The 23,030-nt window shown below is 62.6% G+C and carries 23 protein-coding genes and 1 pseudogene; 12 read left to right on the forward strand and 12 right to left on the reverse strand.

The features are described from left to right. Nucleotides 1–57 precede the first annotated feature (57 nt). Nucleotides 58–1,848 carry a DNA helicase RecQ gene (recQ, locus tag AC13CE_RS04945; protein WP_482971709.1) on the reverse strand — a complete coding sequence of 597 codons (1,791 nt, stop codon included), beginning with the start codon at nt 1,846–1,848 and terminating at the stop codon, nt 58–60. A gap of 111 nt (nt 1,849–1,959) precedes the next feature. Here recQ and AC13CE_RS04950 point away from each other — a divergent pair, with 111 nt between their 5' ends. From AC13CE_RS04950 to AC13CE_RS04970, 5 genes are all read left to right on the forward strand, one after another. After that, nucleotides 1,960–2,256: a hypothetical protein gene (locus AC13CE_RS04950; RefSeq protein ID WP_221540695.1), complete on the forward strand. Its 297-nt coding sequence runs from the start codon at nt 1,960–1,962 to the stop codon at nt 2,254–2,256. A 97-nt stretch (nt 2,257–2,353) separates the two neighbouring features. Further along, nucleotides 2,354–2,557, forward strand: a complete 204-nt coding sequence (locus AC13CE_RS04955) for a hypothetical protein (protein ID WP_473822822.1) — start codon at nt 2,354–2,356, stop codon at nt 2,555–2,557. Further along, on the forward strand, nt 2,554–3,738 hold the full coding sequence (locus AC13CE_RS04960; RefSeq protein ID WP_482971710.1) for an acyl-CoA dehydrogenase family protein: 1,185 nt from the start codon (nt 2,554–2,556) through the stop codon (nt 3,736–3,738). The genes AC13CE_RS04955 and AC13CE_RS04960 overlap by 4 nt, the downstream gene beginning before the upstream one ends. 126 nt (nt 3,739–3,864) lie before the next feature. Continuing rightward, nucleotides 3,865–5,094, forward strand: coding sequence for a CoA transferase (locus tag AC13CE_RS04965; RefSeq protein WP_482971711.1), 1,230 nt, complete (start codon nt 3,865–3,867; stop codon nt 5,092–5,094). 112 nt (nt 5,095–5,206) lie between these two features. Next, nucleotides 5,207–6,439 carry an acetyl-CoA C-acetyltransferase gene (locus tag AC13CE_RS04970; RefSeq protein WP_482971712.1) on the forward strand — a complete coding sequence of 411 codons (1,233 nt, stop codon included), beginning with the start codon at nt 5,207–5,209 and terminating at the stop codon, nt 6,437–6,439. Here AC13CE_RS04970 and ppk2 read toward each other — a convergent pair. Beyond that, nucleotides 6,436–7,206, reverse strand: a complete 771-nt coding sequence (gene ppk2, locus AC13CE_RS04975) for a polyphosphate kinase 2 (protein ID WP_482971713.1) — start codon at nt 7,204–7,206, stop codon at nt 6,436–6,438. The genes AC13CE_RS04970 and ppk2 overlap by 4 nt on opposite strands. 58 nt (nt 7,207–7,264) lie before the next feature. On the opposite strand from ppk2, the gene phhA reads away from it, so the two are divergent. After that, a complete protein-coding gene (gene phhA, locus AC13CE_RS04980; protein WP_482971714.1) occupies nt 7,265–8,206 on the forward strand; it encodes a phenylalanine 4-monooxygenase in 942 nt (313 codons plus the stop codon). 81 nt (nt 8,207–8,287) lie between these two features. On the opposite strand, the gene AC13CE_RS04985 is transcribed toward phhA, so the two are convergent. The 5 genes from AC13CE_RS04985 to AC13CE_RS05005 all read right to left on the reverse strand — a co-directional run bounded on the left by AC13CE_RS04985 (nt 8,288) and on the right by AC13CE_RS05005 (nt 13,952). Beyond that, the gene (locus AC13CE_RS04985) at nt 8,288–8,554 is read right to left on the reverse strand and encodes a hypothetical protein (RefSeq protein WP_482971715.1); all 267 of its coding nucleotides are present in this window, start codon (nt 8,552–8,554) and stop codon (nt 8,288–8,290) included. A 75-nt stretch (nt 8,555–8,629) separates the two neighbouring features. Next, nucleotides 8,630–8,884, reverse strand: coding sequence for a GlsB/YeaQ/YmgE family stress response membrane protein (locus AC13CE_RS04990; protein WP_482971716.1), 255 nt, complete (start codon nt 8,882–8,884; stop codon nt 8,630–8,632). 93 nt (nt 8,885–8,977) lie between these two features. Then, entirely contained in the window at nt 8,978–9,787 is an 810-nt protein-coding gene (locus AC13CE_RS04995; RefSeq protein ID WP_482971717.1) for an undecaprenyl-diphosphate phosphatase, read from the reverse strand. Between the two features lie 79 nt (nt 9,788–9,866). After that, entirely contained in the window at nt 9,867–12,005 is a 2,139-nt protein-coding gene (locus AC13CE_RS05000; RefSeq protein ID WP_482971718.1) for a M13 family metallopeptidase, read from the reverse strand. Nucleotides 12,006–12,137: 132 nt separating this feature from the next. Then, nucleotides 12,138–13,952, reverse strand: a complete 1,815-nt coding sequence (locus AC13CE_RS05005) for an ABC transporter transmembrane domain-containing protein (protein ID WP_482971719.1) — start codon at nt 13,950–13,952, stop codon at nt 12,138–12,140. A gap of 165 nt (nt 13,953–14,117) precedes the next feature. Here AC13CE_RS05005 and AC13CE_RS05010 point away from each other — a divergent pair, with 165 nt between their 5' ends. Beyond that, nucleotides 14,118–15,353, forward strand: coding sequence for a polyhydroxyalkanoate depolymerase (locus AC13CE_RS05010; RefSeq protein ID WP_482971742.1), 1,236 nt, complete (start codon nt 14,118–14,120; stop codon nt 15,351–15,353). Between the two features lie 158 nt (nt 15,354–15,511). Continuing rightward, nucleotides 15,512–16,102, forward strand: coding sequence for a hypothetical protein (locus tag AC13CE_RS05015; protein ID WP_482971720.1), 591 nt, complete (start codon nt 15,512–15,514; stop codon nt 16,100–16,102). Nucleotides 16,103–16,149: 47 nt separating this feature from the next. On the opposite strand, the gene fghA is transcribed toward AC13CE_RS05015, so the two are convergent. From fghA to AC13CE_RS05035, 4 genes are all read right to left on the reverse strand, one after another. Beyond that, nucleotides 16,150–16,992, reverse strand: coding sequence for an S-formylglutathione hydrolase (fghA, locus tag AC13CE_RS05020; protein ID WP_482971721.1), 843 nt, complete (start codon nt 16,990–16,992; stop codon nt 16,150–16,152). Next, a complete protein-coding gene (locus AC13CE_RS05025; protein ID WP_482971722.1) occupies nt 16,989–17,498 on the reverse strand; it encodes a prolyl-tRNA synthetase associated domain-containing protein in 510 nt (169 codons plus the stop codon). The genes fghA and AC13CE_RS05025 overlap by 4 nt, the downstream gene beginning before the upstream one ends. 4 nt (nt 17,499–17,502) lie before the next feature. Next, nucleotides 17,503–17,883, reverse strand: coding sequence for a VOC family protein (locus AC13CE_RS05030; RefSeq protein WP_482971743.1), 381 nt, complete (start codon nt 17,881–17,883; stop codon nt 17,503–17,505). Between the two features lie 98 nt (nt 17,884–17,981). Next, nucleotides 17,982–19,091 carry an S-(hydroxymethyl)glutathione dehydrogenase/class III alcohol dehydrogenase gene (locus AC13CE_RS05035; RefSeq protein WP_221540726.1) on the reverse strand — a complete coding sequence of 370 codons (1,110 nt, stop codon included), beginning with the start codon at nt 19,089–19,091 and terminating at the stop codon, nt 17,982–17,984. 93 nt (nt 19,092–19,184) lie between these two features. On the opposite strand from AC13CE_RS05035, the gene AC13CE_RS05040 reads away from it, so the two are divergent. From AC13CE_RS05040 to AC13CE_RS05055, 4 genes and pseudogenes are all read left to right on the forward strand, one after another. After that, entirely contained in the window at nt 19,185–19,562 is a 378-nt protein-coding gene (locus tag AC13CE_RS05040) for a hypothetical protein (RefSeq protein WP_482971723.1), read from the forward strand. A 70-nt stretch (nt 19,563–19,632) separates the two neighbouring features. Next, nucleotides 19,633–20,085 (forward strand): hypothetical protein, encoded by a 453-nt coding sequence (locus tag AC13CE_RS05045; protein ID WP_482971724.1) that lies wholly within the window; start codon nt 19,633–19,635, stop codon nt 20,083–20,085. A gap of 78 nt (nt 20,086–20,163) precedes the next feature. Beyond that, entirely contained in the window at nt 20,164–20,835 is a 672-nt protein-coding gene (locus AC13CE_RS05050) for a glutathione S-transferase family protein (protein ID WP_482971725.1), read from the forward strand. A gap of 478 nt (nt 20,836–21,313) precedes the next feature. Beyond that, nucleotides 21,314–22,095 (forward strand): annotated as a pseudogene (locus AC13CE_RS05055) (IS5 family transposase). A 9-nt stretch (nt 22,096–22,104) separates the two neighbouring features. Here the strand turns inward: AC13CE_RS05055 and mutM are convergent. Continuing rightward, nucleotides 22,105–22,920: a bifunctional DNA-formamidopyrimidine glycosylase/DNA-(apurinic or apyrimidinic site) lyase gene (gene mutM / locus AC13CE_RS05060; protein WP_482971726.1), complete on the reverse strand. Its 816-nt coding sequence runs from the start codon at nt 22,918–22,920 to the stop codon at nt 22,105–22,107. Nucleotides 22,921–23,030: the final 110 nt, after the last annotated feature.

Below are 23,030 nucleotides of genomic sequence, written 5' to 3' on the forward strand. Positions count from 1 at the left end.
CGATATAATTATGATATCATATTTATATCGTCAGGTCCGTAGGTCAAGCGGAAGCGGTCAGTGGCGGGAAACTTCCTCGAGGAAGCGTGTTCCGTAGGCTTCGAGCTTCTTGCCGCCCACGCCCGTGATGCGACCCATCTGCGCCATGGTCGACGGCCGGCTGGCGGCCATCTCGCGCAGGGTCGAATCGTGGAAGATGACGTAGGGCGGAACCTGCGCTTCGGCGGCGAGTTCGCGGCGCAGTTCGCGCAGAGCGTCGAACAGCGGATCGCCCACGGGATTGGCCTCGCCGCTCCCGCCTCCCCGGCTGCGGCGCTGGCGTTTCGGCGGGACGACGATCTCGACCTCGCGCGCGCCCGTCAGGATTTCCCGTGCGCTGCCGCCCAGCGCCAGTCCGCCATGCTCTGTGGGGACAAGATCCCCGCGCGCCTGCAAGGCGCGCCCGAGCGGCTGGAGCAGCCGCGCATCCTCCCCCTCGACGATGCCGAAAACGCTGAGCCGGTCATGGCCGCGCTGGCGGATGCGCTCGTCGTTCGCACCGGTCAGCACCTTCTGGATATGGCCCAGGCCGAAGCTCTGGCCGGTGCGGTAGACGGCGGACAGCAGCTTGCGCGCCAGTTCGGTGACCTGCGTGACCGCGGGCCGGTCGAGGCAATTGTCGCAATTGCCGCAGCTCTCGGGCGGGCTTTCCCCGAAATGGCGCAGCAGAACCGCGCGCCTGCACCCCGCTGTCTCGACCAGCCCCGCCAGCGCATCGAGGCGAGCGCGTTCGGCATTGCGGCGATCCTCGTCCACTTCGGCGAGCCGCGCACGGGCCGTGGCGAAATCGCCCGCGCCCCAGAACATGGCGGCTGCCGCCGGATCCCCGTCGCGCCCGGCGCGGCCCGTTTCCTGGTAATAGGCCTCCACCGACTTGGGCACGCCGACATGGGCGACGAAGCGCACATCGGGCTTGTCGATCCCCATGCCGAAGGCGACCGTGGCAACGATCACCATGTCTTCGGAGGCGACGAAGGCGGCCTGGTTGGCGGCCCGCGTCTCAGCCGGAAGTCCGGCGTGATAGGGCAGCACCTTACGGCCCGTGGCGGCGGCGAGCTTTTCGGCCAGTTCCTCCACCTTGCGGCGGGTCTGGCCATAAACGATGCCGGGACCCGGGCGTTCGGCCATGAGGGCGGCAATCTGGCGGACCGGGTTATCACGCGGGCGGATGGCATAGCGAATGTTCGGCCTGTCGAAGCCCGCCAGCACCAGCCCCTCTTCCGGAATGCCGAGCTGGGCCATCACGTCGACGCGGGTCTGCCCGTCCGCCGTTGCCGTCAGCGCGAGCCGTGCGACATCGGGGAAGGCGTCCATCAGGGGGCGCAGCATCCGGTAATCGGGGCGGAAATCGTGCCCCCACTCGGACACGCAATGCGCTTCGTCGATGGCGAAGAGGGACAACTTGGAAGAGGAGAGAAAGTCGCGAAATGCCGGCTGGCTGGCGCGTTCGGGCGCGATGTAGAGCAGGTCCAGTTCGCCTGCGCGGAAGGCGTCCTGCGTTTCGCGCCAGTCGGCGTCGGCGCTGGTCAGCGTGGCAGCGCGGATGCCGTTGGCCCGTGCGCTGCGCAACTGGTCGTGCATCAACGCGATGAGCGGGCTGATGACCACGCAGGTCCCCTTCAGCATCACCGCGGGAAGCTGGTAGGTCAGCGATTTTCCGGCCCCCGTCGGCATGACCGCCAGGCTCGACTTGCCCGCCAGCGTGCGCTCCACCACCTCGGCCTGCCGACCGCGAAAATCGTCGAATCCGAAGGTGGCGCGCAGGGTTTCGCGGGCGTTCGGCATATCGAGGGTCGGGCTGGAGGCCATGCCCCCCTGTTGCCGCCCGCGCCGCCCTGCGCAACCGGCCAAGGCGTTTTTTCCCTTGGCCTCTTGGTGCCGGAACGATTAACCCTGCCGAAACCATCAAAGGAGAATGCCATGAAGTTCCGTATTGCCGCCGCCGCCACTGCCTCGCTCGTACTTGCCGCCTGCGGCAGCGCCGACGATGCTTCGACCGAAGCCGAAGCCGACACCGTAGAAGTCGCCGCCGACGAGGCGATGGAACCGGTAACCGACGAGCCGGTCGCCGACCCCGACGCCAATGTCGTGGCCGACGATGCGCAGGCTGAAGCTGCAGCCGAAGTCGAAGCTGCCTCGGTCGAAGCTGCAGGCGACAATGCCGCCGCGACGGCCGAAGCCGCGATGGACGCGATGGCGGAAGAATCGGCCGAGTAAGTTTCCGCGCCTGGAGGGTGGGCCGGCCATGCGCCGCGCCCGCCCCTTTTCCGTAACGGCTTTGTTTACCGCGCCCCGGGGAGATAGCATCGCCGCCATGAACCGAATCGCCCTTCCGCTCGCCGCGAGTGCCTTTGTCCTCGCAGGATGCAATTCCTCGACCGAGGGCACCGACCCCGGCCCCGTGACGCAGGAAGAGGCGGAAGCGCTCGAAGACGCTGCCTCGATGCTGGAGGAACAGCGGATGCCCGAGGAAACGCCGGACCCCGAAGCAACGCCATCGACTGGAGAGAGCGAATGAGCACTGCGGCCAATCCCGGAATGGATCAGGACACCTTCGACCAATTCCTCGAACAGCTCGAACGCTACGTCCGCGAACGGCTGATTCCGGCGGAAAAGGACGTCATCGAACAGGACAAGGTCCCCGACGATATCCTTGCCGAGATGAAGGACATGGGGCTGTTCGGCCTCACTGTTCCCGAAGAGTATGGCGGCGCGGGGCTGAACATCACCCAATATGCCAAGGTCGTGCAGACCATGGCCTATGCCGCACCTGCCTTCCGTTCGATCTTTTCGATCAACGTCGGCATGTTCAATTCGGCGATCAAGAATGGGGGGACCGAAGCGCAGAAGGCCGAATGGTGGCCGCGCATCGCCAGCGGAGAGATCGCCTGTTTCGGCCTGACCGAACCGGGCAGCGGCTCTGACAGTGCAGCCATGCAGACGATGGCTCGGCCCGATCCGGACGGGAACGGCTGGATCCTCAACGGCACCAAACGCTACATCACCAATGCGCCGCACGCCGATGTCGCGCTGATCATGGCGCGTACCGAGAAGGACGCGCTGCCGAAGAACGCGCATGTTTCCGCCTTCCTCGTTCCGATGGATACCCCCGGCGTGTCCACCGGAAGCCCGGACAAGAAGATGGGCCAGTCGGGCAGCCATATCTCCGATGTCATGCTAGACGACGTGCATGTGCCGGGTGATGCATTGCTAGGCGGCGAGACGGGGCAGGGCTTCCGCTTTGCAATGATGAGCCTCGACAATGGCCGCATCTCGGTTGGCGCGGCGAGCGCGGGCTATGCGCGCCGCGCGCTCGATTCGGCGGTGAAATACGCCAACGAGCGGCAGGCATTCGGCGAACCCATCGCCAACTTCCAGCTGATCCAGCAGATGCTCGCCGAAAGCTGGACCGAGATCTATGCCGCCGAAGCCATGATGGCGGACGTTACCGCGCGGGTCGACCGCGGCGAGGACACGGTCAAGCACGCCGCGGCGTTCAAGGTCTTCGCCTCCGAAATGTGTGGCCGCGTGGTGGACCGCGTGGTGCAGATCTATGGCGGAGCGGGCTATCTCGCGGAATATGATGCCGAACGCTTCTTCCGCGATGCGCGGATCTACCGCATCTACGAAGGCACCACGCAGATTCTACAGCTGCAGATCGCCAAGCGGATGCTGCGCGAATATCGGGACGCGCTGTGATCCTCCCCCATCGGGGGAGGGGGACCACGAAGTGGTGGAGGGGCACCGCTGGTTGCTCCGAACCTGCGACGGCGCCCCTCCACCAGCCGATGGCTGGTCCCCCTCCCCATAATGGGGAGGATTTGGGTGTATAACCTCCTGGACGATCTCTCGATCATAGAGGCGTCGAGCTTCGTCGCCTCGCCCACCGCAGGGCTCTATTGCGCGCAGATGGGTGCGGAGGTGATCCGCGTCGATCACAAGGAAGGCGGGCTCGATTACGATCGCTACATGCTGACCGAAGAGGGGCGCTCGCTGAGCTGGGAGAACCTCAACCGGGCGAAGAAGTCGGTCGCGCTCGACCTGCGCAGCGCAGAGGGGCGCGAACTGCTGGTCGAACTGTCGGCAAAAACCGGCAACCTCATCACCAACCTGCCCGAAAAGAGCTTCCTTTCGCACGATGCTGTCGCGGCTGACCGGCCCGATCTCGTCAGCGTGCGCATCATGGGCTGGCATGACGGGCGGCAGGCGATGGATTTCACCGTCAACGCCGCCAGTGGCTATCCACTCATGTGCGGCCCGGAAGACTGGGACATGGAGACCGCGCCGCCGGTCAACCAGGTGCTGCCCGCCTGGGATTTCATCACCGGCGCCTATTGCGCCTTTGCGCTGGTTTCGGCGATCCGCCACCGCGATCGTACCGGCGATGGCAGCGAACTGCGCGTGCCGCTGGGCGATGTGGCGATCGGCACGGTCGCCAATAGCGGCGCGATGGCCGAAATGCTCTATCGCGGCGGCGACCGCGAACGGCTGGGCAATGCGATCTGGGGTGCGTTCGGCCGCGACTTTCGTACGCGTGACGGCGCGCGCTTCATGGTCGCTGCGCTGACCGCCAAGCAGTGGGCAGGGCTGGTGAAAGCCTTCGCTTTGGCGGAGGAAATTGCCGCTCTGGAAGAACGGGAGGGCGTGCGTTTCGCCGATGGCGACCGGCCCCGTTTCGAGCATCGCCGCGCGCTGTTCGACCTGTTCCAGTCGCGCGCCGGTTCGATGGACTGGAGCGATCTCGAACGCCGGATGGGGGCGGAAGGCTGCACCTTCGAGCGGTACCGGACCATGCACGAAGCAGCGAACGACCCCGTTCTCGTCGCCGAAAACCCGCTTTTCACCCGGTCATCGAGCAACCCGTCGGGGTTCGAATATCCCGCCACCCGCAGCTTCGCCAACATCCTCGGCCGCGAGGCAGGCGCGCCTGCACCCGCGCCCTATCTCGGCCAACATACCGAGGAAGTGCTCGCGACAAGGCTCGGCCTGTCTTCGGGCGCAATCGGCCAGCTGGTCGACCGCGACGTGGCACGATTGTCGGACCAACGGCCATGATCACCGTTCGCCCTGAGCTTGTCGAAGGGCCGTACTTCCTTTTGGCGGTGGAACTGAAGAAAAAGGGCGAGGCTTCGACAAGCTCAGCCCGAAAGGATCGAGAGGTATTTTCGTGACTGAACTCCGCCGCGTCGCCATCTGCAAGCCGCTCCGCACCCCCGTGGGCAAGTTCCTCGGCAGCCTCGCCCCGCTGGAGGCGGGCGCTTTGGGGGCGGTCATCATCAAGGCGCTGGTCGAACGTACCGGCATCGATCCCCTGCGCGTCGACGATGTGGTGTTCAGCCAGGGCTATGGCAGCGGCGAGGCACCCGCCATCGGGCGGTGGAGCTGGCTGGCAGCAGGCTATCCCATCGAAGTGCCCGGTTTCCAGCTCGACCGGCGCTGCGGCTCCGGCCTGCAGGCAGTCGCGACCGCGGCGATGATGGTCCAGACGGGCGCTGCCGATTGCGTACTGGCGGGCGGGGTGGAGAGCATGTCCAATGTGGAGCATTACACCACCAGAGCGCGCCACGGAGCGCGGATGGGCGATATGGCGCTGTGGGACCGCCTGACGCGGGGACGGCTGATGAGCCAGCCGATCGAGCGTTTCGGCGTCATCACCGGCATGATCGAAACCGCTGAGAATCTCGCCAAGGACTATGGCATCAGCCGCGAGGCCTCGGACGAGTTTGCGGTGCGCAGCCACCAGAATGCGGCGAAGGCGTGGGTAGAGGGCAAGTTCGACGAACAGCTGGTGCCGGTCGAAATCCCCTCGCGCAGGGGCGATCCCACCATTTTTGCCAAGGATGAAGGCTTCCGCGAGGATGCGAGCATGGAGACGCTTTCCGCGCTGCGCCCGATCGACGGCAAGCGTGACCCGCAAGCCGTGGTCACCGCAGGCAATGCCAGCCAGCAGAACGATGCCGCGGCCGCCTGCCTCGTCGTGGCGGAAGACAAGGTGGAAGAACTCGGCCTCGAACCGATCCTGTGGTCCCATTCGTGGAGCGCGGCGGGCTGCGATCCCAGCCGCATGGGCATCGGCCCGGTCCCGGCAGTGGAGCGACTTTTCGCGAAGAACGGCCTTGGCTGGGACGACATCGGCCTGATCGAACTGAACGAGGCCTTCGCCCCGCAGGCGCTTGCCGTGCTCAAGGGCTGGGGCTTTGCCGATGACGACAGCCGCCGCGACATCGTCAATGTCAACGGATCGGGCATCTCGCTCGGCCATCCCATCGGCGCGACGGGCATCCGCATCCTTGCCGACATGGCGCATGAAATGCAGCGGCGCGAGGTGCGCTATGGCCTGGAGACCATGTGCATCGGCGGCGGTCAGGGCATGGCCGCGGTGTTCGAGCGCGCGGCCTAGTTCTCCGGATAATTCGCTATCGGCTGGATCGCGCCATAACTCTCAGCGAGCGGTTTGCGACCAAGATCGGGAAAATCGATGGCAGGCGGCTCCACCGCAGTGTCGGGCAGGCGGTCGAGCAGATCGCGGACCAGCGTCAGCCGTCCGCGCTTCTGGTCGTTGAAATCGACCAGCGTCCATGGCGCCCATTCGGTATGCGTATGCCGCAGCATCTCCTCACGCGCGGCGGTATAGGCATCGTATTTGTCGCGCGCGGCGAGGTCGATGGGCGAGAGCTTCCAGCGCTTGAGCGGATCCTCCAGCCGTTCACGCAGCCGTTCTTCCTGCTTTTCCTGGTCGGCCCCCAGCCAGTATTTGAACAGCAGTATTCCGTCGTCGACGAGCATCTTCTCGAATATCGGTACCTGGTCGAGGAACTGCTCCACCTGGGAATCAGTCGCGAAGCCCATCACTTTCTCGACGCCCGCCCGATTATACCAGCTACGGTCGAACAGCACGATCTCGCCTGTGGTCGGGAGATGCGCGACGTAGCGCTGGAAATACCATTGGCCCTGCTCGGCCTCGGTCGGCGTGCCCAGCGCCACGGTGCGGCACTGGCGCGGATTGAGCTTTTCCGACATTGCACGGATTGCCCCGCCCTTGCCTGCCGTGTCGCGTCCTTCGAACAGGACGACGATACGCTGGCCGGTCACCCGCACCCAGCGCGCCATCGCCACCAGCTCTTCGCGCATCGCTTCAAGCGCGGCCTTGTATTCCTTGCCTTTCATCCTCCGCCTATCTCCCGATTTGAATGGTATCGGCAAAGCTACTATCTATTAGAGCAATATGGCCACACTTGCAGAACCCGAACACGATTTCATCCGTTTGCCGGAAATGCCGGCAGATGTCTTCACCGCGCCGCTGAAGAAGCCCGGACATGTGGGCGACGACTGGCTCGAGCCCAAGCAGGCCGAGTACGACAGCGAAGAAGACGCAATCTGGGACGATCTTTTCAAGCGCCAGATGGAAATGCTGCCCGGCAGGGCGGCGACGGCCTTCATGCAGGGAACGGAGAAGCTGGACCTGGGCCGCGGCGGCGTGCCGGAGTTCGGTAAGCTTTCCGAAGAACTCGACAGGCTGACCGGTTGGAGCGTGGTCCCCGTGCCCATGCTGATCCCCGACCACGTATTCTTCTGGCACCTCGCCAATCGCCGCTTTCCGGCGGGCAATTTCATCCGCACGCGTGAGACGTTCGATTACATCCAGGAACCCGACGTGTTCCACGATGTCTTCGGCCATGTGCCGATGCTGACCGATCCGGTCTATGCCGATTACATGCAGGAATATGGCAAGGCCGGCTGGAAGGCGATGCGCTACAACCGGCTGAAGGCGCTGGGCGCGCTATACTGGTACACGGTGGAATTCGGCCTGATCGAGGAAAGGCCGGGCGATATCCGCGCCTATGGTGCGGGCATTCTTTCGGGGCCGACAGAGGTGGTCTATTCGGTCGAGGCGGAAAGCCCCAACCGGATCATGCTCAATGTCGACCGGGTGATGCGCACCGATTACGTGATCAGCGACCTGCAGCCGACCTATTTCGTGATCTCGAGCTTTGAGGATCTCTACCGCCAGACGGTGGAGCGCGATTTCGACAAGCTCTACAGGAACCTGGGGCCGGGGTTCACCTATGCCAATACGGCAGTGATCGACGTCGACTATTTGGTCAATCGCGGGACGCTGGAATACACCCTGCGCGGCGGCAGGGGATCGGGCGCCAAGCCGGTCTAGCCTTGGCGGATCCTGGACAAACGAAAACGGCCCCGGATCGCTCCGGGGCCGTTCGTCTGTAAGCTGTCAGGCTTGGCGAGATTACATCTCGTTGCCGTCCATTTCTTCGCCAACCGTGTCGGCCTGTTCTTCCATGGTGTCTTCGACGGCGTCAGCGCGGTCTTCCATGGCTTCGACTTCGGCCTCAGGAGCGCCAGCGTCTTCCATGGCTTCGGCTTCAGCGTCCAGTTCCGATTCCATCTGCTCGCCCTGGTCTTCCATGGCTTCTTCGGTCGGGCCGTCGCATGCTGCGAGACCCAGGCTCATTGCTGCTGCCGACGCGACGAGCGTAGCTTTGGTGAACTTCATTGTTACTTCCCCTTGATTACGGAACACGGGCGAGATGCCCATGCTTCCAGATTTATTGGATAATGCATTGCGAAATCAGGGCAAGACCCTTTGACGCACGAAATTGTATAGACCGATCAGCACGATAGCCCCCATGATCGCATACAGGAGAGTGCTTGCCTGGATGGTGCCCAGAAACACTCCACCCGAAGTGGCTAGTCCCAGCCCCAAGGATCCGATGACGCCGGCGACGATATTCCGGAGAATGCTTCGCCCGTCCTCGATCTGCAGGGCGATCGTCCCCATCCAGCCCAGAAGAGCGCCGGTAAGAACGAGGATAATCAAACCCATCAATGCTTCCTTGCGGTTTATACTTGAGGGTTCAAACCACAGAGAGACGGATGGTTCCGGGAATATGACGAAAAAATGGCAGGTTGCCTCTTGTCAGGCGAACCAGAGCCAGGCGATTGCACCCGTTCCAAGAGCGATGCGGTACCAGGCGAAAGGCGAGAAGCCGTGCTTGCTGACATAGGCAACGAAAAGGCGGATCACCAGTAGCGCGGTGAGGAAGGCCGCTAAGAAGCCGAGACCGATCTCGGTCCAGCTTATAAGCGCCTCTCCGCGGAGCAGGGCCGGTTCGTCGAATATCTTGACCGTGGCAGCCCCGAGCATGGTGGGCACGGCGAGAAAAAAGGAAAATTCCGCCGCGGTCTTCCGCCCGACGCCCATGGCCAGCGCGCCGAGGATGCTGGAGGCCGAACGACTCGTCCCCGGAATCATCGCCAGGCATTGCGCCAAACCGATTGCCATGCAGACTTTCCAGGAAAGCGCCGCCACCCCGGTATCTTCGCGCGCGGGGATGGTCTTTTCCAGAACGAGTATGGCGATGCCGCCGAGGACCAGCGCAACCGCAACCACCATGGGACTGCCGAGCATGGTGTCGATGGCGTCCTTGGCCAGTAACCCGATGATCGCCGCCGGTACGAATCCGAGAAAAATGTTGCGCACGAAGCGCAGGGCTTCCGGTTGCCCGGTCAGGAAGCCCGTACCCATGCGCCAGAACAGCGACCAGTAGGATACAACGACTGCGAGAATGGCACCCAGTTGAATGACAATATTGAACTGGCGCCACTGCTCGGGATCGTAGCCGAAGAATGCCTGCGCCAGGATCAGGTGCCCCGTGGAGGAAACGGGCAGAAACTCGGTGAGGCCTTCGAGTATGCCCAGCAGGATTGCGGTGATCGTATTGTCCATAGGGGCGCTCTCATGAAGAAAGGGCGGAGCAAGTCAACCGGCCTGCTCCGCCCTTCGCAATTTCCGAGCCTGAATGCTCCTACCAGATGCTGATCCGCTCTTCGGGCGGCAGGTAGAGATCGTCTTCGGGCGTCACGCCGAAGGCTTCATACCAGGCGTCCATGTTGCGCACGACGCCATTGGTGCGGAACTCTTCGGGGCTGTGGCTGTCGGTCCGCAGACGATTGCGATAGTTCTCTTCACGCTGCTGCGAACGCCAGACCTGCGCCCAGGCGAGGAAGAAACGCTGATCGCCGGTCAGGCCGTCGATCACGGGCACATCCTGTCCTTCGGTGGCGATCTTGTAGGCGCGGTAGGCAAGGCTGAGCCCGCCCAGATCGCCGATATTCTCTCCCAGGGTGAGGCGCCCGTTCACACAGGTTTCGCCATCGTCGAGCGGGCAGAACGCATTGTACTGCTCCACCAGCGCATCGCCGCGTTCGTCGAAAGCCTCCCGGTCGGCATCGGTCCACCAGTTGCGCAGTGCTCCGGCTGCATCAGATTTCGAACCCTGGTCATCGAAGCCGTGGCCGATTTCATGTCCGATCACGCCGCCGATCGCGCCATAGTTCACGGCAGGATCGGCACTGAGGCCGAAGAACGGCTGTTGCAGGATGGCTGCCGGGAAGACGATCTCGTTGAGCGTGGAGTAGTAATAGGCATTGACCGTCTGCGGCAGCATGAACCACTCGGTCCGGTCGATCGGCCCGCCGAGCTTCTCCAGATTGTCCTGCCAGCTCCACTCGGCAACCGCCATGCGATTGGCCATGGGATCGGTGGTGATTGCGAGACCCTCGTAGGTGTCGAGGTTGTCGCGATAACCGATCTTCGGCGTGAAGCTGTCGAGCTTGGCCCGCGCTTCTTCCTTGGTCGCTTCGCTCATCCACGCGATTTCATCGATGCTTTCGCCCATGGCGATGCGCAGGTTCGCAACCAGTTCGTCCATCGCCGCCTTGTTTTCGGGCGGGAAATAGCGCTCGACATAAGAGGCGCCGACAAGTTCGCCCAGCTGGCCTTCGGTGGCGGCAATCGCCCGCTTCCAGCGCGGGCGCTGTTCAGGAGTGCCACTGAGGGTGGTGCCGTAGAAGGCGAAGTTCGCTTCATCGAAACGGGTCGGCAGGATCGATGCGTTGTCGGTCAGGAACTCCTTGAGCGTCCACGCCTGCAGCACTTCGATCGGCGTATCCTGAAGCAATTCGAACATTGCCGGGGTGCCGCCGCCGATTTTGGCCAGTGTTGCCTCGTCGAGGCCAAGCTCTGCCGCACGTTCGGCGGTTGGCGGAATATCGCCGACAATGAAACGGTCGGTCGCATCGAAGCCCGAAGCGGCCAGCACCGGCGCGAGCGGGAATCCGCCGGCCAGTTCGGTCAGTTCGTCGGGCGAAAGTGCGGTGTAGGTGAGGTCGCGATTGCGGCGCGTGGCGCGATCCCAGCTCACCTTGCGGGCGATGCTGTCTTCGAAATCATAGACCGCCTGCGCCATTGCGGCCGGATCGCCGAAACCTGCCTCGGTCATCAGGAAGGTCAGGTAATCGCGATATTTGGCCTGGATATCCCGGCCCTTCTCGGTTTCGTCGAGATAGTAGTCACGGTCGGGAAGGCCGAGACCGCCCGAGCCGAAATAGACCGAATAGCGCGTCGGCTCCTTGGCATCGACACTGACTCCGCCGCCGATGGGCGAAGCATAACCCGGCGTGCCCCACAGCACGGCGAGGCTGGCGAGAGTATCGGAACCCGTGATTTCGTCGAGATAGGGCTGTGCCGGTGCGAGACCGGCCGCATTGATCGCATCCGTATCGAGATAGGCATTGTAGGCATCGACGATGCGCTTCTCGTTCGCCGTCAGCGCAGCAGGGTCTTTCGAGGTGAGCTCGTTGATCAGGGCCTGGACGTCGGCAGTCGATTTCTCACGCAGCAGGTTGAACGCGCCGAAACGGCTGAATTCGGGGGGTAGCGGGTTCGCATCGAGCCACTTCTGGTTGGCATAGGCGAAAAAGTCGTCGCCCGGATCGATATCCTGCGACAGCGAAGCCGGATCGAAGCCCCATTCGCCGAATTCCATCGTGGGCAGCGGGGTCTCTTCGGCGGCCGGTGCTGCGGCAGTGTCCTGCGCCACGGCGGGCACGGACAGCGACAGCACAAGCGCGGAAACACCCGCAGCAAAAAACGTCTTGGTCATGAAATATCTCTCCGGTTGCAGTCCGGTCGTGCCCTCATTCCCCCAGGACATGCGACCTCGTGCAGGCTGGTTAGCAGATCGAAGGCGAGGGAGTCGCCGTTCGTCGGATACCGCGAGGGTTTGGTCGAAGGTTCAGGCGGCTTCGTTGCCGAACTGGAGCCTCGCGAGCCTTGCGTAAAGCCCGCCATTGGCCGCCAGCTGGTCGTGCGTGCCCTGCTCCACCAGGCGCCCGTCCTCCATCACCACGATCCGGTCCGCCGCACGCACGGTGGCAAGGCGGTGGGCGATCACCAGCGTGGTGCGGTCCTGCATCAGGTGTTCGAGCGCATCCTGCACCAGCCGTTCGCTTTCGGCATCGAGCGCACTGGTCGCTTCGTCGAGCAAGAGGATCGGCGCATTGCGCAACAGCGCCCGGGCAATGGCGATACGCTGCCGCTGGCCGCCCGACAATTGCGTGCCGTTTTCACCGAGATAAGTATCGAGTCCATCGGGCAGGTTCTCGAGGAATTCGGTTGCATTCGCAGCCCGTGCGGCGGCCCAGATATCGTCCTCGCGGGCGTTCCAGTTGCCATAGCGCAGATTGTCGCGCGCGCTGGCCGAGAACAACACGCCTTCCTGCGGGACGAAAGCGATCCGCTTGCGTATCTCGGCGGGATCGGCCTTGGTCAGCGGAATGCCGTCGAGACGTATCGTGCCCGCCTGCGGATCGTAGAAACGCTCGGCCAGCTGGAAAATGGTCGATTTGCCTGCGCCCGAGGGGCCGACGATCGCTACCGTCTCACCCGGCTCGACTTCCAGCGTGAAATCGGTGAGGGCCGGACTTTCAAGCCGTGTCGGATAACGAAAGGTGACATTGCGAAACGACAGGCTGCCGCGCGGCGGACTGGGTAGTTCCTGAGGCTTTTCGGGCGCGCTTATGCCCGGCTCTTCGACAAGCAGTTCGGACAGCCTGCTCGCGGCCCCCGAGGCACGCAACAAGTCGCCATAAACCTCGGTCAGGGCGCCGAATGCGCCTGCGACTAGCCCGGCGGTAAGCACGAAGGCTGCAATGGTCCCGCCCGAGATCGTTCCTTCATTGACGGCTTCCGCCCCGCGCCAGATCAGCATAGTGATGCCGCCGAAAACGAACAGGATGACACTTGCGGTGAGTGCCGCCCTGATGAGGATGCGGCGCTTGGCCACGGTAAAGGTGCGCTCCACCGCTTCGGAGAACCGGGCATGCTCGCGTTTCTCCTGGTTGAAACCCTGGACGATCTTCATCGCCGACAGCACTTCGGTCACCATCGCACCGATATCCGCCACGCGGTCCTGGCTCGTCCGGCTGACCTTTCGCAGCCTTCGTCCGAACAGGGTTATCGGCATTACGACTGCCGGGATGATCAGCAGCATGCCCATGGTCAGGCTGGGTACGAGATAGAACAGATAGATCGTTCCGCCGATCGCCACGAGCGTGTTCCGCAAGGCAACCGAGACGGTGGTGCCGACCGTGGTTTCGATCAGCGCCGTATCGCTGGTCATTCTGCTCGAAATTTCCTTGGGGCTGTTTTCTTCGTAAAAGCCCGGAGCAAGCCGGAGGAGGTTTTCCTGAACCCGCATGCGCACATCGGCGATCACGCGTTCGCCCAGCCAGCTCACGAAATAGAACCTTAGCGCCGTCCCCAACGCCAGGACGCAGACGATCATCAGCAGATAGCGGAACCAGCGCCCCATCTGTTCGGGATCCCCGCTTGAACCGAAGCCGCTGTCGATCACCATCTTGAAACCGGCCGGTATCGCCAGGGTAGCAGCCGCCGTAATCACCAGCGCAACCAGCGCCATGCCAACATGGCCGGGATATTGCAGCATTGCGGCAAAAACCATGCGCAGCGGTTTAAGCGACCGTTTCTCGCCCCGCCGGCGCCGGAAGATCCTGCGCTGCGGCCTTGTCTCGGTTGAGGTCTCGTCCATCACCGCCCACCTAGTGCGCGCCTCGGGCAAAATCCACAGTGCAGGAGGCCCGTCGGCACTTTTACCCTATTTGTGCATTGCACAATGACGAACGCCGCGGCACACTCCGCCTCTTTGGACGATCCCGCACGCGACAACACAATTGGCGGGCCGCAGGGGAATACGATGCTCTATCACGCCTACGAACTACAACGCAGCTGGCTGTCGAGCGCCAGTACCTGGGCCTCGATCGGGTCCGAGATGCTTTCCAATCCGGCCCTGCCCTTCGGCTATATGGGCATGGGCCCGATGGCGGCGAGCGCGCTCGAGGTCTTTGCGCATGCGACCGCCACCTACGGCAAGCCTGCCTGGGGTATCGAAAGCGTGACCGTCGGACGCAAGGCGTTTCCCGTGGTCGAAGCAACGGTGCTCAACAAGCCGTTCGGCGATCTCAAGCGCTTTCACCGCGAAGGCCTGCCCAAGGATGCACCGCGCCTCCTGGTCGTCGCGCCGATGAGCGGGCACTATGCCACGCTACTGCGCGGTACGGTCGAGCGGATGCTGGAAAACTACGTCGTCTATGTCACCGACTGGGCCGATGCGCGCAGCGTACCCTTGCATGAAGGGCATTTCGACCTCGACGACTACATGGACTATGTGATCGAGTTTCTCGAGCATATCGGGCCCAATAAGAACGGGGGGGGCGCACATGCGATGGCGGTGTGCCAGCCTTCGGTCCCGGTCTTCGCCGCGACCGCGATCATGAACCGCGACAAGCACCCCTGCGCGCCAAGGACGCTCACCATGATGGGCGGACCGATCGACACCCGCTGTTCGCCCACCAGCGTCAACGACATGGCGATGGACCGCCCGATCGAATGGTTCCGCCAGAACGTGATCGCCACGGTGCCGATGCAATACCGCGGGCATGGGCGGCGGGTCTATCCCGGCTTTATGCAGCTGGCCGGTTTCATGAGCATGAATCTCGGCAATCACATGATGAGCCATTACGAGATGTTCAAACACCTCACCGAAGGCGACGAGGCGAGCGCGCAGGCGACCAAGGATTTCTACGACGAATATCGCAGCGTGTGCGACATGACGGCGGAATTCTACCTGCAGACGGTGCAGGAAGTGTTCCAGGACCATTCGATCCCCAACGGCACCTTCATGCACCGCGGCAAGCGCATCGACCTCGGCGACATCACCGAGACCGCCCTGCTCGCCATCGAAGGCGAGCGTGACGATATTTCAGGCCTGGGCCAGACCCGCGCCGCGCTGGAACTGACGCCTAACCTCGATGCCGGAAAAAAGCGCTACTACATGGCCGAGGGCGCAGGACATTACGGCATCTTCAACGGCAGCAAATGGCGCGGCAAGATCGCTCCGGTGGTGGAGGAATTCATCGCGGCGCATGGGTGAGGCTCGCTCCGTCAGTCCGTGAACCACTGCATCGTCGCATGAGGCGATGTCGCTTCCGGAAAGCCTAGCAAGGTAAACGGCCTGTAGCCGATTTGCGATAGTCGACGCGAAGGCGTATGTTTCCCTCCTTCGAAAGGGTCGTTCGATGGGAGGAAGCCATGAGAAAATTCGACGCTTTCGCGGCAATTGCGATACTGAGTCTGACCGGGGCGTGCGACAGTGCAAACCGCGTGGAACCCGACGCGGAGAATGGCACCGAAGGCCAAGCCACCTTTGAGGCTGAAGACCAGACACCTCTTCAAAGCGCCATTTCCGCCGGTCCTGCCGACGTGACCGACAATGCGACGGTGATCGATGCGGATGGGAATGTCGTCCGTGAGGGGACAAACGGTTGGACCTGTATAGCGGAAACGCCCGGCATGGGGCCAATGTGTAACGACGAAACCTGGATGGCGGCGCTCGGTGCCCTACAGACTGGAAAGCCTTTCCCGACTGGCAATTTCGGGGTTTCCTATATGCTCGCCGGAGAGGGCGATGCGCCCGGAGTAAGTAATCTCGACCCTGCGGCGACCGAACCCACAGCCGACAATATGTGGATCAAAGACGGCCCCCACATGATGCTGATCCTCCCTGATCCGAGCGTATATGAGGGCATGTCGAACGACGTCTCGCAGCCGGTATATGTGATGTGGAAAGGGACGCCTTACGCGCATCTCATGGTCCGTATCGCATCACCGGAAGAGGAGTAACTCTCACAGAGCTGAAAGACCTGCCAGTCTGCCGGGTGCTTGCCCGTCTATGCACACAATCGCTTCGCATGCCACGCCACATGCTCGCCCATGAAGGTCGAGATGAAGTAATAGGAATGGTCGTACCCATCCCACATGCGGATGTCGGCGCTTATGCCCGCCTTGGCGCAAGCCATCGATAGCAGGCCGGTTTTGAGCTGTTCCTCGAGGAAATTGTCTGCCGTGCCCTGATCGACCAGCAGATTGTCCAGCCGCGCACCATCCTCGATCAACGCGACCGCATCATATGCGCGCCACGCATCGCGGTCGTCCCCGAGATAGCGCGACAATGCCTTTTCGCCCCATGGCACTTTCGCGGGGGCGACGATCGGCGCGAAGGCGCTGACCGAGCGGAAGCGGTCCGGGTTGCGCAGGGCGGTGGTCAGCGCGCCGTGACCGCCCATCGAATGGCCGGTGATGCCCTGGCGCGCCATGTCGGCGGGAAAATTCGCGGCCACCAGCGCAGGCAGTTCTTCCTCGATATAGCTGCGCATCCGGTAATGCTTCGACCACGGTTCCCGGGTCGCATCGACATAGAAGCCCGCGCCCTTGCCGAAGTCGTATTCGTCCTTGGCATCGGGCACATCGTCACCGCGCGGTGAGGTGTCGGGCGCGACGAAGATCAGGCCGTGTTCGGCACAGGCCGCGCGGTATTCGCCCTTTTCGGTGACATTGGCATGCGAGCAGGTGAGACCCGAAAGATACCACAGCACCGGCAGCTTCGCTCCCTCGGCATGGGGCGGAACATAGACGGAGAAGGTCATTTCCGTCCCCGTCGCTTCCGACCGGTGCGACAGGACGAACTGGTCGCCGCCAAAGGCCTTGTTCTGGGAGAGGTATTCGAGAGTCATCCGGTTTCCTGAGCGGGTATGTCTGCAATGCGCGGCGCATGGCCCCAATGTTCGAGCAATCGCAAGGTGTCCGCGCCGGACAGGCCGATGGTCGCGGTATTGCGAAGCGGGTGGACGTTGATCCGGCCCGCCTCGGCCAGTGTTCGGTCGAGAATCACGGCGATGCTGCCCGGTTCGGCGTTGATCGCACCCAGCGGAGTGACCGATCCGGGTGTGAGGCCCAGCAACCGCTCCATGTCGGCAGGCTTGCCGAAGCTCACCCGCTTGCAGCCGATGGCGGCAGGCAGCGCCTTGAGGTCGACCCGCATTTCCGCCGGGACTGTGACCAGCCAGAAAGCACCGCCCGAATCCTTCAGGAACAGGTTCTTGGTATGCTCGCCCGGGATTGCTTCCTTCACGCCGCGGCTTTCCTCGACGGTGAAGACGGCCGCGTGCTCGTGATGCTCGAAGGGGATTGCGAGCGCCCGGAGGTCCTCCCGCAATCCCGCTTCGCCGCGATGTCCCAAGCCGTCAGCCCGGACGGTGCATCGCGCAGACCTTGTTGCCTGCAGGATCGCGCAGATAGGCGAGGTAGAGCTTCATGCCGGCGCCTTCGCGGATGCCCGGCGGGTCTTCGATCTCGGTGCCGCCATTCTCGCTGCCGGCCTTGTGCCATGCATCGGCCATTTCAGGGCTATCGGCGGCAAAGCCGATGGTCGAACCGTTGCCGCAGCTCGCCGGCTGGCCGTCGATCGGCTTGGTCAGCAGGAAGATCCCGCCATTGTGGATGTAGATCACGCGGCCCTTGGGGTCGATCTGGCCTTCGCGGCCGCCCAGCGCCTTGAAACAGGCATCGTAGAACTTCTTCGAGGCCTCGATATCATCGGCCCCCAGCATCACATGGCTGAACATAACTTCTCTCCTCATCGTCATTCCAGCAAAAGCTGGAATCTCTTTCAAATTCGCCGCGCGTTGTCGCACCGGATCCCAGCGTCCGCTGGGATGACGTATTAATCGTAAACCACCACGCTGCGGATGCTTTCGCCCGCGTGCATGAGGTCGAACCCCTTGTTGATTTCCTCGAGCTTGAGGACGTGGGTGATCATGGGGTCGATCTGGATTTTGCCGTCCATGTACCAGTCGACGATCTTGGGCACGTCGGTGCGGCCCTTGGCCCCGCCGAAGGCCGTACCGCGCCAGTTGCGGCCCGTCACCAGCTGGAACGGGCGGGTCTCGATCGTCTTGCCCGCTTCGGCTACGCCGATGATGATGCTCGTGCCCCAGCCCTTGTGGCAGCATTCGAGCGCCTGGCGCATCACGTCGGTGTTGCCGGTGCAGTCGAAGCTGTAATCCGCCCCGCCATCGAGCATCTCGACCAGCGTCGCCACCACATCGTCGACCTCTTTCGGGTTGACGAAGTCGGTCATGCCGAAATGCTCGGCATATGATTTCTTGTCGGGGTTGATGTCGACGCCCACGATCCGGTCCGCGCCTGACATCTTCGCGCCCTGAATGACATTGAGGCCGATCCCGCCCAGCCCGAACACCACCACATTGTCGCCCGGTTTCACCTGGGCCGTGTTGACCACTGCGCCCACGCCCGTCGTCACGCCGCAACCGATGTAGCAACTGGTGTGGAAAGGCGCGTCCTCGCGGATCTTGGCGACCGCGATTTCCGGCAGGACGGTGAAGTTCGAAAAGGTCGAACAGCCCATGTAATGGTAGATCGGCTTGCCGTTGTAACTGAACCGCGTCGTCCCGTCGGGCATCAGGCCCTTGCCCTGCGTTTCGCGGATCGCGCTGCATAGATTGGTCTTGCCCGAGAGGCACATTTTACACTGGCGGCATTCCGGCGTGTAGAGCGGGATCACATGGTCGCCGGGCTTTACCGAAGTCACACCCTTGCCGACCTCGCGCACGATCCCTGCGCCTTCATGCCCCAAGACGCTGGGGAACAGCCCCTCGCTGTCCAACCCGTCGAGCGTGTAGGCATCGGTGTGGCAGATACCCGTCGCCTTGATTTCCACCAGCACTTCGCCGTCTTTCGGGCCTTCGAGATCGAGTTCGACGATCTCCAGCGGTTGCTTGGCTTCGAAGGCTACGGCGGCTCTGGTTTTCATATGAAACGAATCTCCTTTGGGGCTGGGGTAGTGAAGCTCCTGCTGCCCCGCAAGTTGCTTGCGGTTCATCGGTGCGGGTCTAGGATGCCTGCCATGATCAAGTCATTGATGTCGCTCGCCGCACTGACCCTTGCAACCTCTTCTACCGCGCAGGAGGCCGAGGTGGCTCCGTCGCTGCCGGACCTTACCATGGAGCAGGAAACCGCGCTGCGTTGCGGCGTGGCCTTCGCACTGGTCCAGAACGGCAAGGTTGCAGGCGACGCCTCAGTGCAGGACTATCCCGAACCAGGCGAACGGGGCCGGGAATTCTTCGTGCGCACGACGGCCCAGCTGATGGAGCAGACCGGTGCGAATCGCGAAGCGGTCGGAATGCTGGTGATCCGTGAAGTGAAATCGCTGAAGAACGATCCGCAAGCTCTTCGCGAGATTATGCCAGCCTGCATGATGATGCTGGACGCTTCGGGGCTCTGAAGCGCGTTCAGCCCCGTGTTATTGGCGTTCGGGCATATCGTCCCGAATCGCGGAAAACCTGGGTGAAACCATGCGTAAACTTATACTCCCCGCCCTTGCCACCGTTGCCTTTGTCGCGCCGACTTCCCTGCTTGCGCAGGACGCCAGCGATGAAACTATTATCGCGCTGGAAGAGCGGGAAAGCCCGTTCTCCGAAATGGCCGAACGGATGCGGGACCCCGAGAAGCAGCGCCAGATGGCGCTGATGCTGCGCACGATGAGCGAAGTGCTGCTCGACATACCGCTCGCCCCGTTGATGAACTCGGTGGGCGAAATCGCGGGCGAGGATGCGCCCAGGGTCGATCCGGACGCGACCTTGCGATCGGTGGCTCCGGAGGCAGACCGCGTGCCTGAGGAAATCGAAAAGAACCTGCCGCGCGCTCTCGATACGATGGGCTCGATGGCCGGCGCTTTCGAACAGATGATGCCCGCGCTCGAGCAGATGGCGGAACGGTTAAAGGACGCCGCGCCGCAAGCCGACTGACTTCACGCCGAAATTTTGGCGGACAGCTGCGCGGCGATGTGGATTTTGGCGCGCGGGTGATGCATGGGGTGGGCCAGCATGTGGCAACTCCACCAATTCCCCTTGTGTCCTTTCAGCCGGAAGCTCCGCCTGCTCATGGGCGAGAAGTCGGTCGCCTATGAGCTGGTGCGCGAGAACCCCTGGGAGGCAAGTGACGCTTTCTGGCAGCTCAATCCGGCAGGTCGCACCCCGGTGCTCCATGATGCTGCACGCCGGGTCACCCTGTGCGACAGCCAGGCGATCTGCGAATTCCTGGAAGAGACTGTCGAACGCAATCCGATGATATCGGGAAGCGCAACCCAGCGCGCCGAAATCCGGCGTCTGGTCGCGCTGTTCGACGAGAATTTCTACGCCGACGTGAGCGGGCCCACCCTCAATGAGAAGATGAAGAAGCGGATTGTCCTGCGCCAGCCGCCCGACGGGCAGGTGCTGCGCCAGATGGGGCGGATGCTGCATGGCCATCTCGACTATATCGATTGGCTGGTCGACACGCGGCAATGGCTCGCCGGGCCGCAACTAAGCCTCGCCGACCTCACCTGTGCGGCACATCTCTCGGTGGTGGATTACCTCGGCGCGGTCGACTGGCGCGGTCACGAGCAGGCGCAGGGCTGGTACATGGTGATGAAAAGCCGCCCGAGCTTCCGTCCGCTACTGAGCGAGAAGATGGACGGATTACCGCCGCCACGGGAATATGCTTCGCTGGATTTGTGACAAAGCCTTCTCTGCGGCTAGTTAGGCGCATGATGGACTTTTGGACAGTATTGCTGGTTTTTCTGGCCTTTTCGCCGATTGCCGTGTGGGGAATGGTCGGGCAGCTCGACTTATATTATCCGTCGAAGGAGCAACGACTTTCAGCAAGAAAATCAAGAAACATTTTCACGAAGGTGTACATAGGGTATTGGTACCAAGCGCAAGCAATCCTGATATTACCAATTTGCTATTTCGCGGCGCGCGCATTTACGGCTAATACAGAACATACCAAAGTTTTTAATCTATCGATATGGCTCGCGTTTGTAGTTCTCTATCTCCCATTTGCGTTTGCGTTCTTTTTTCCAAATTCAAAAAGATAGAGCAAACGAACAAACCTCGGATCGCATATTGGGATCATCCTGCTTACTAGGCCGTGTTGACAAAAGGGATTCCCAATCACTCCGACTTCTGATTCAAGACTGCTTTTTGAGGAGCAGTCATGGGTCGCGGAGACTTGTCGGATGCGGAGTGGGAACTGATCGGGCCGCTGCTGCCGCCTGAGCGGGGACGCTGGGCGCGACCGGCGGGCGATAACCGACGCTTCCTCAACGGCATGCTCCACGTATTGAGGGTAGGCTGCCCCTGGCGCGACATGCACGAGCGCTACGGCAAGTGGAACTCGGTCTATGTCCGGTTCCGGCGCTGGGCCGAACAAGGCGTGTGGGATGCCCTGCTTCAAACGCTGGTCGAGCTGGGGCTGACCGACGACTGGCAGCACATGATCGACAGCACCAGCGTTCGCGGCCACGTCTCGGCAGTGGGCGGAAAAGGGGGGCTTGTGCGAACGCTCTTGGTCGATCACGCGGCGGCTTTACGAGCAAAATCCATGCCCGCTGCGACAATCAGGGACTGCCTCTCGGCTTCATCCTGACTGGTGGTGAGGCCTCCGATTACACCGCTGCTGAGCCGCTGATGGAGATCCCGGTCGCCGCACCCAAGGCGCTGCTGGCAGACAAGGGATATGATGGCGACCGCTTCCGCGAGAGCCTGCTGATCCGGGGCATACTGCCGATCATCCCGCCCCGCTCGAACCGCAAGGTGCCCGAGCATCCCGACTATCGTCGCTACCGGGACCGCAACCGCGTCGAGCGCATGTTCGGTAAGCTCAAGCAACAGCGCCGTATCGCCACCCGCTACGACAAGACCGTCCTGTCCTTCGAGAGCTTCCTAAACCTCGCCGCCACTCGCCTATGGCTGAAGTCTTTTGTCAACACGGCCTAAGAACTACGCTCATCTCTGGCAAACCGGGCAGAACCACGTGCTTCGCCCGCCCTGCACGATGCGCCTGATCGTCCCGCCGTCCTCATGGTGGCAGGCCTCTCCCTCGCGGCCGTACACGTGGAAGCGGGTCGCGAAATAGCCCAAGTTTCCGTCGGGCTGGGCGAAATCGCGCAGGGTGCTGCCGCCGTCGCGGATTGAACGCTCGAGCACGTCCTTGATTGCGGGGACTAGACGGCGCAGCTGCGGCATTGTCACCTTGCCCCCTTCCTTTCGCGGGTGGATGCTCGCATGCCACAGCGCCTCGCAGACGTAGATATTGCCAAGCCCCGCCACGATGCGCTGGTCGAGCAGCAGCAGCTTGATCGCCTGCTTGCGCCCGCGCGTAGGTTCGCGCAGGTGTTCGGGGGTGAGGCCATCTCCCAATGGCTCCGGCCCCAGAGTGGCGAAGGGCTTCCAGCTCACCAGTTCGCCGCTGGTCATGAGGTCCACCGAGCCGAAACGCCGTGGGTCGTTCAGTGCGAAACGGTGGCCTGCGGTTTCGATCACGAGATGATCGTGTTTCTCCTCATCCTCCGGATCGATCCGCCAGCGCCCGCTCATGCCGAGGTGAAAGATCATGGCATGGTCGCGGCTGGTGTGGATCAGCCCGTATTTCGCCCGGCGCGACAGGTGCGTCACGCTCGCGCCGGTCAGCGCCTGCACCAGGTCGGGCGGGAAGGGGCGACGCATATCGGGGCGGTTTACCCTGACGCGCGTGATCGTCTCCCCTTCGAGGAACCGGGCAAGACCGCGCACCGTTGTTTCGACTTCGGGAAGCTCAGGCAAATCAAGTCTCGTCACCCCAGCGAAAGCTGGGGTCTCTGTCGGATAGCGATCCCAGCTTTCGCTGGGATGACGGCTAAATTCAAGGCCTTTGCCTAAAGCTCAATTCCCCC

The organism is Qipengyuania sp. B-5, assembly GCF_056857815.1.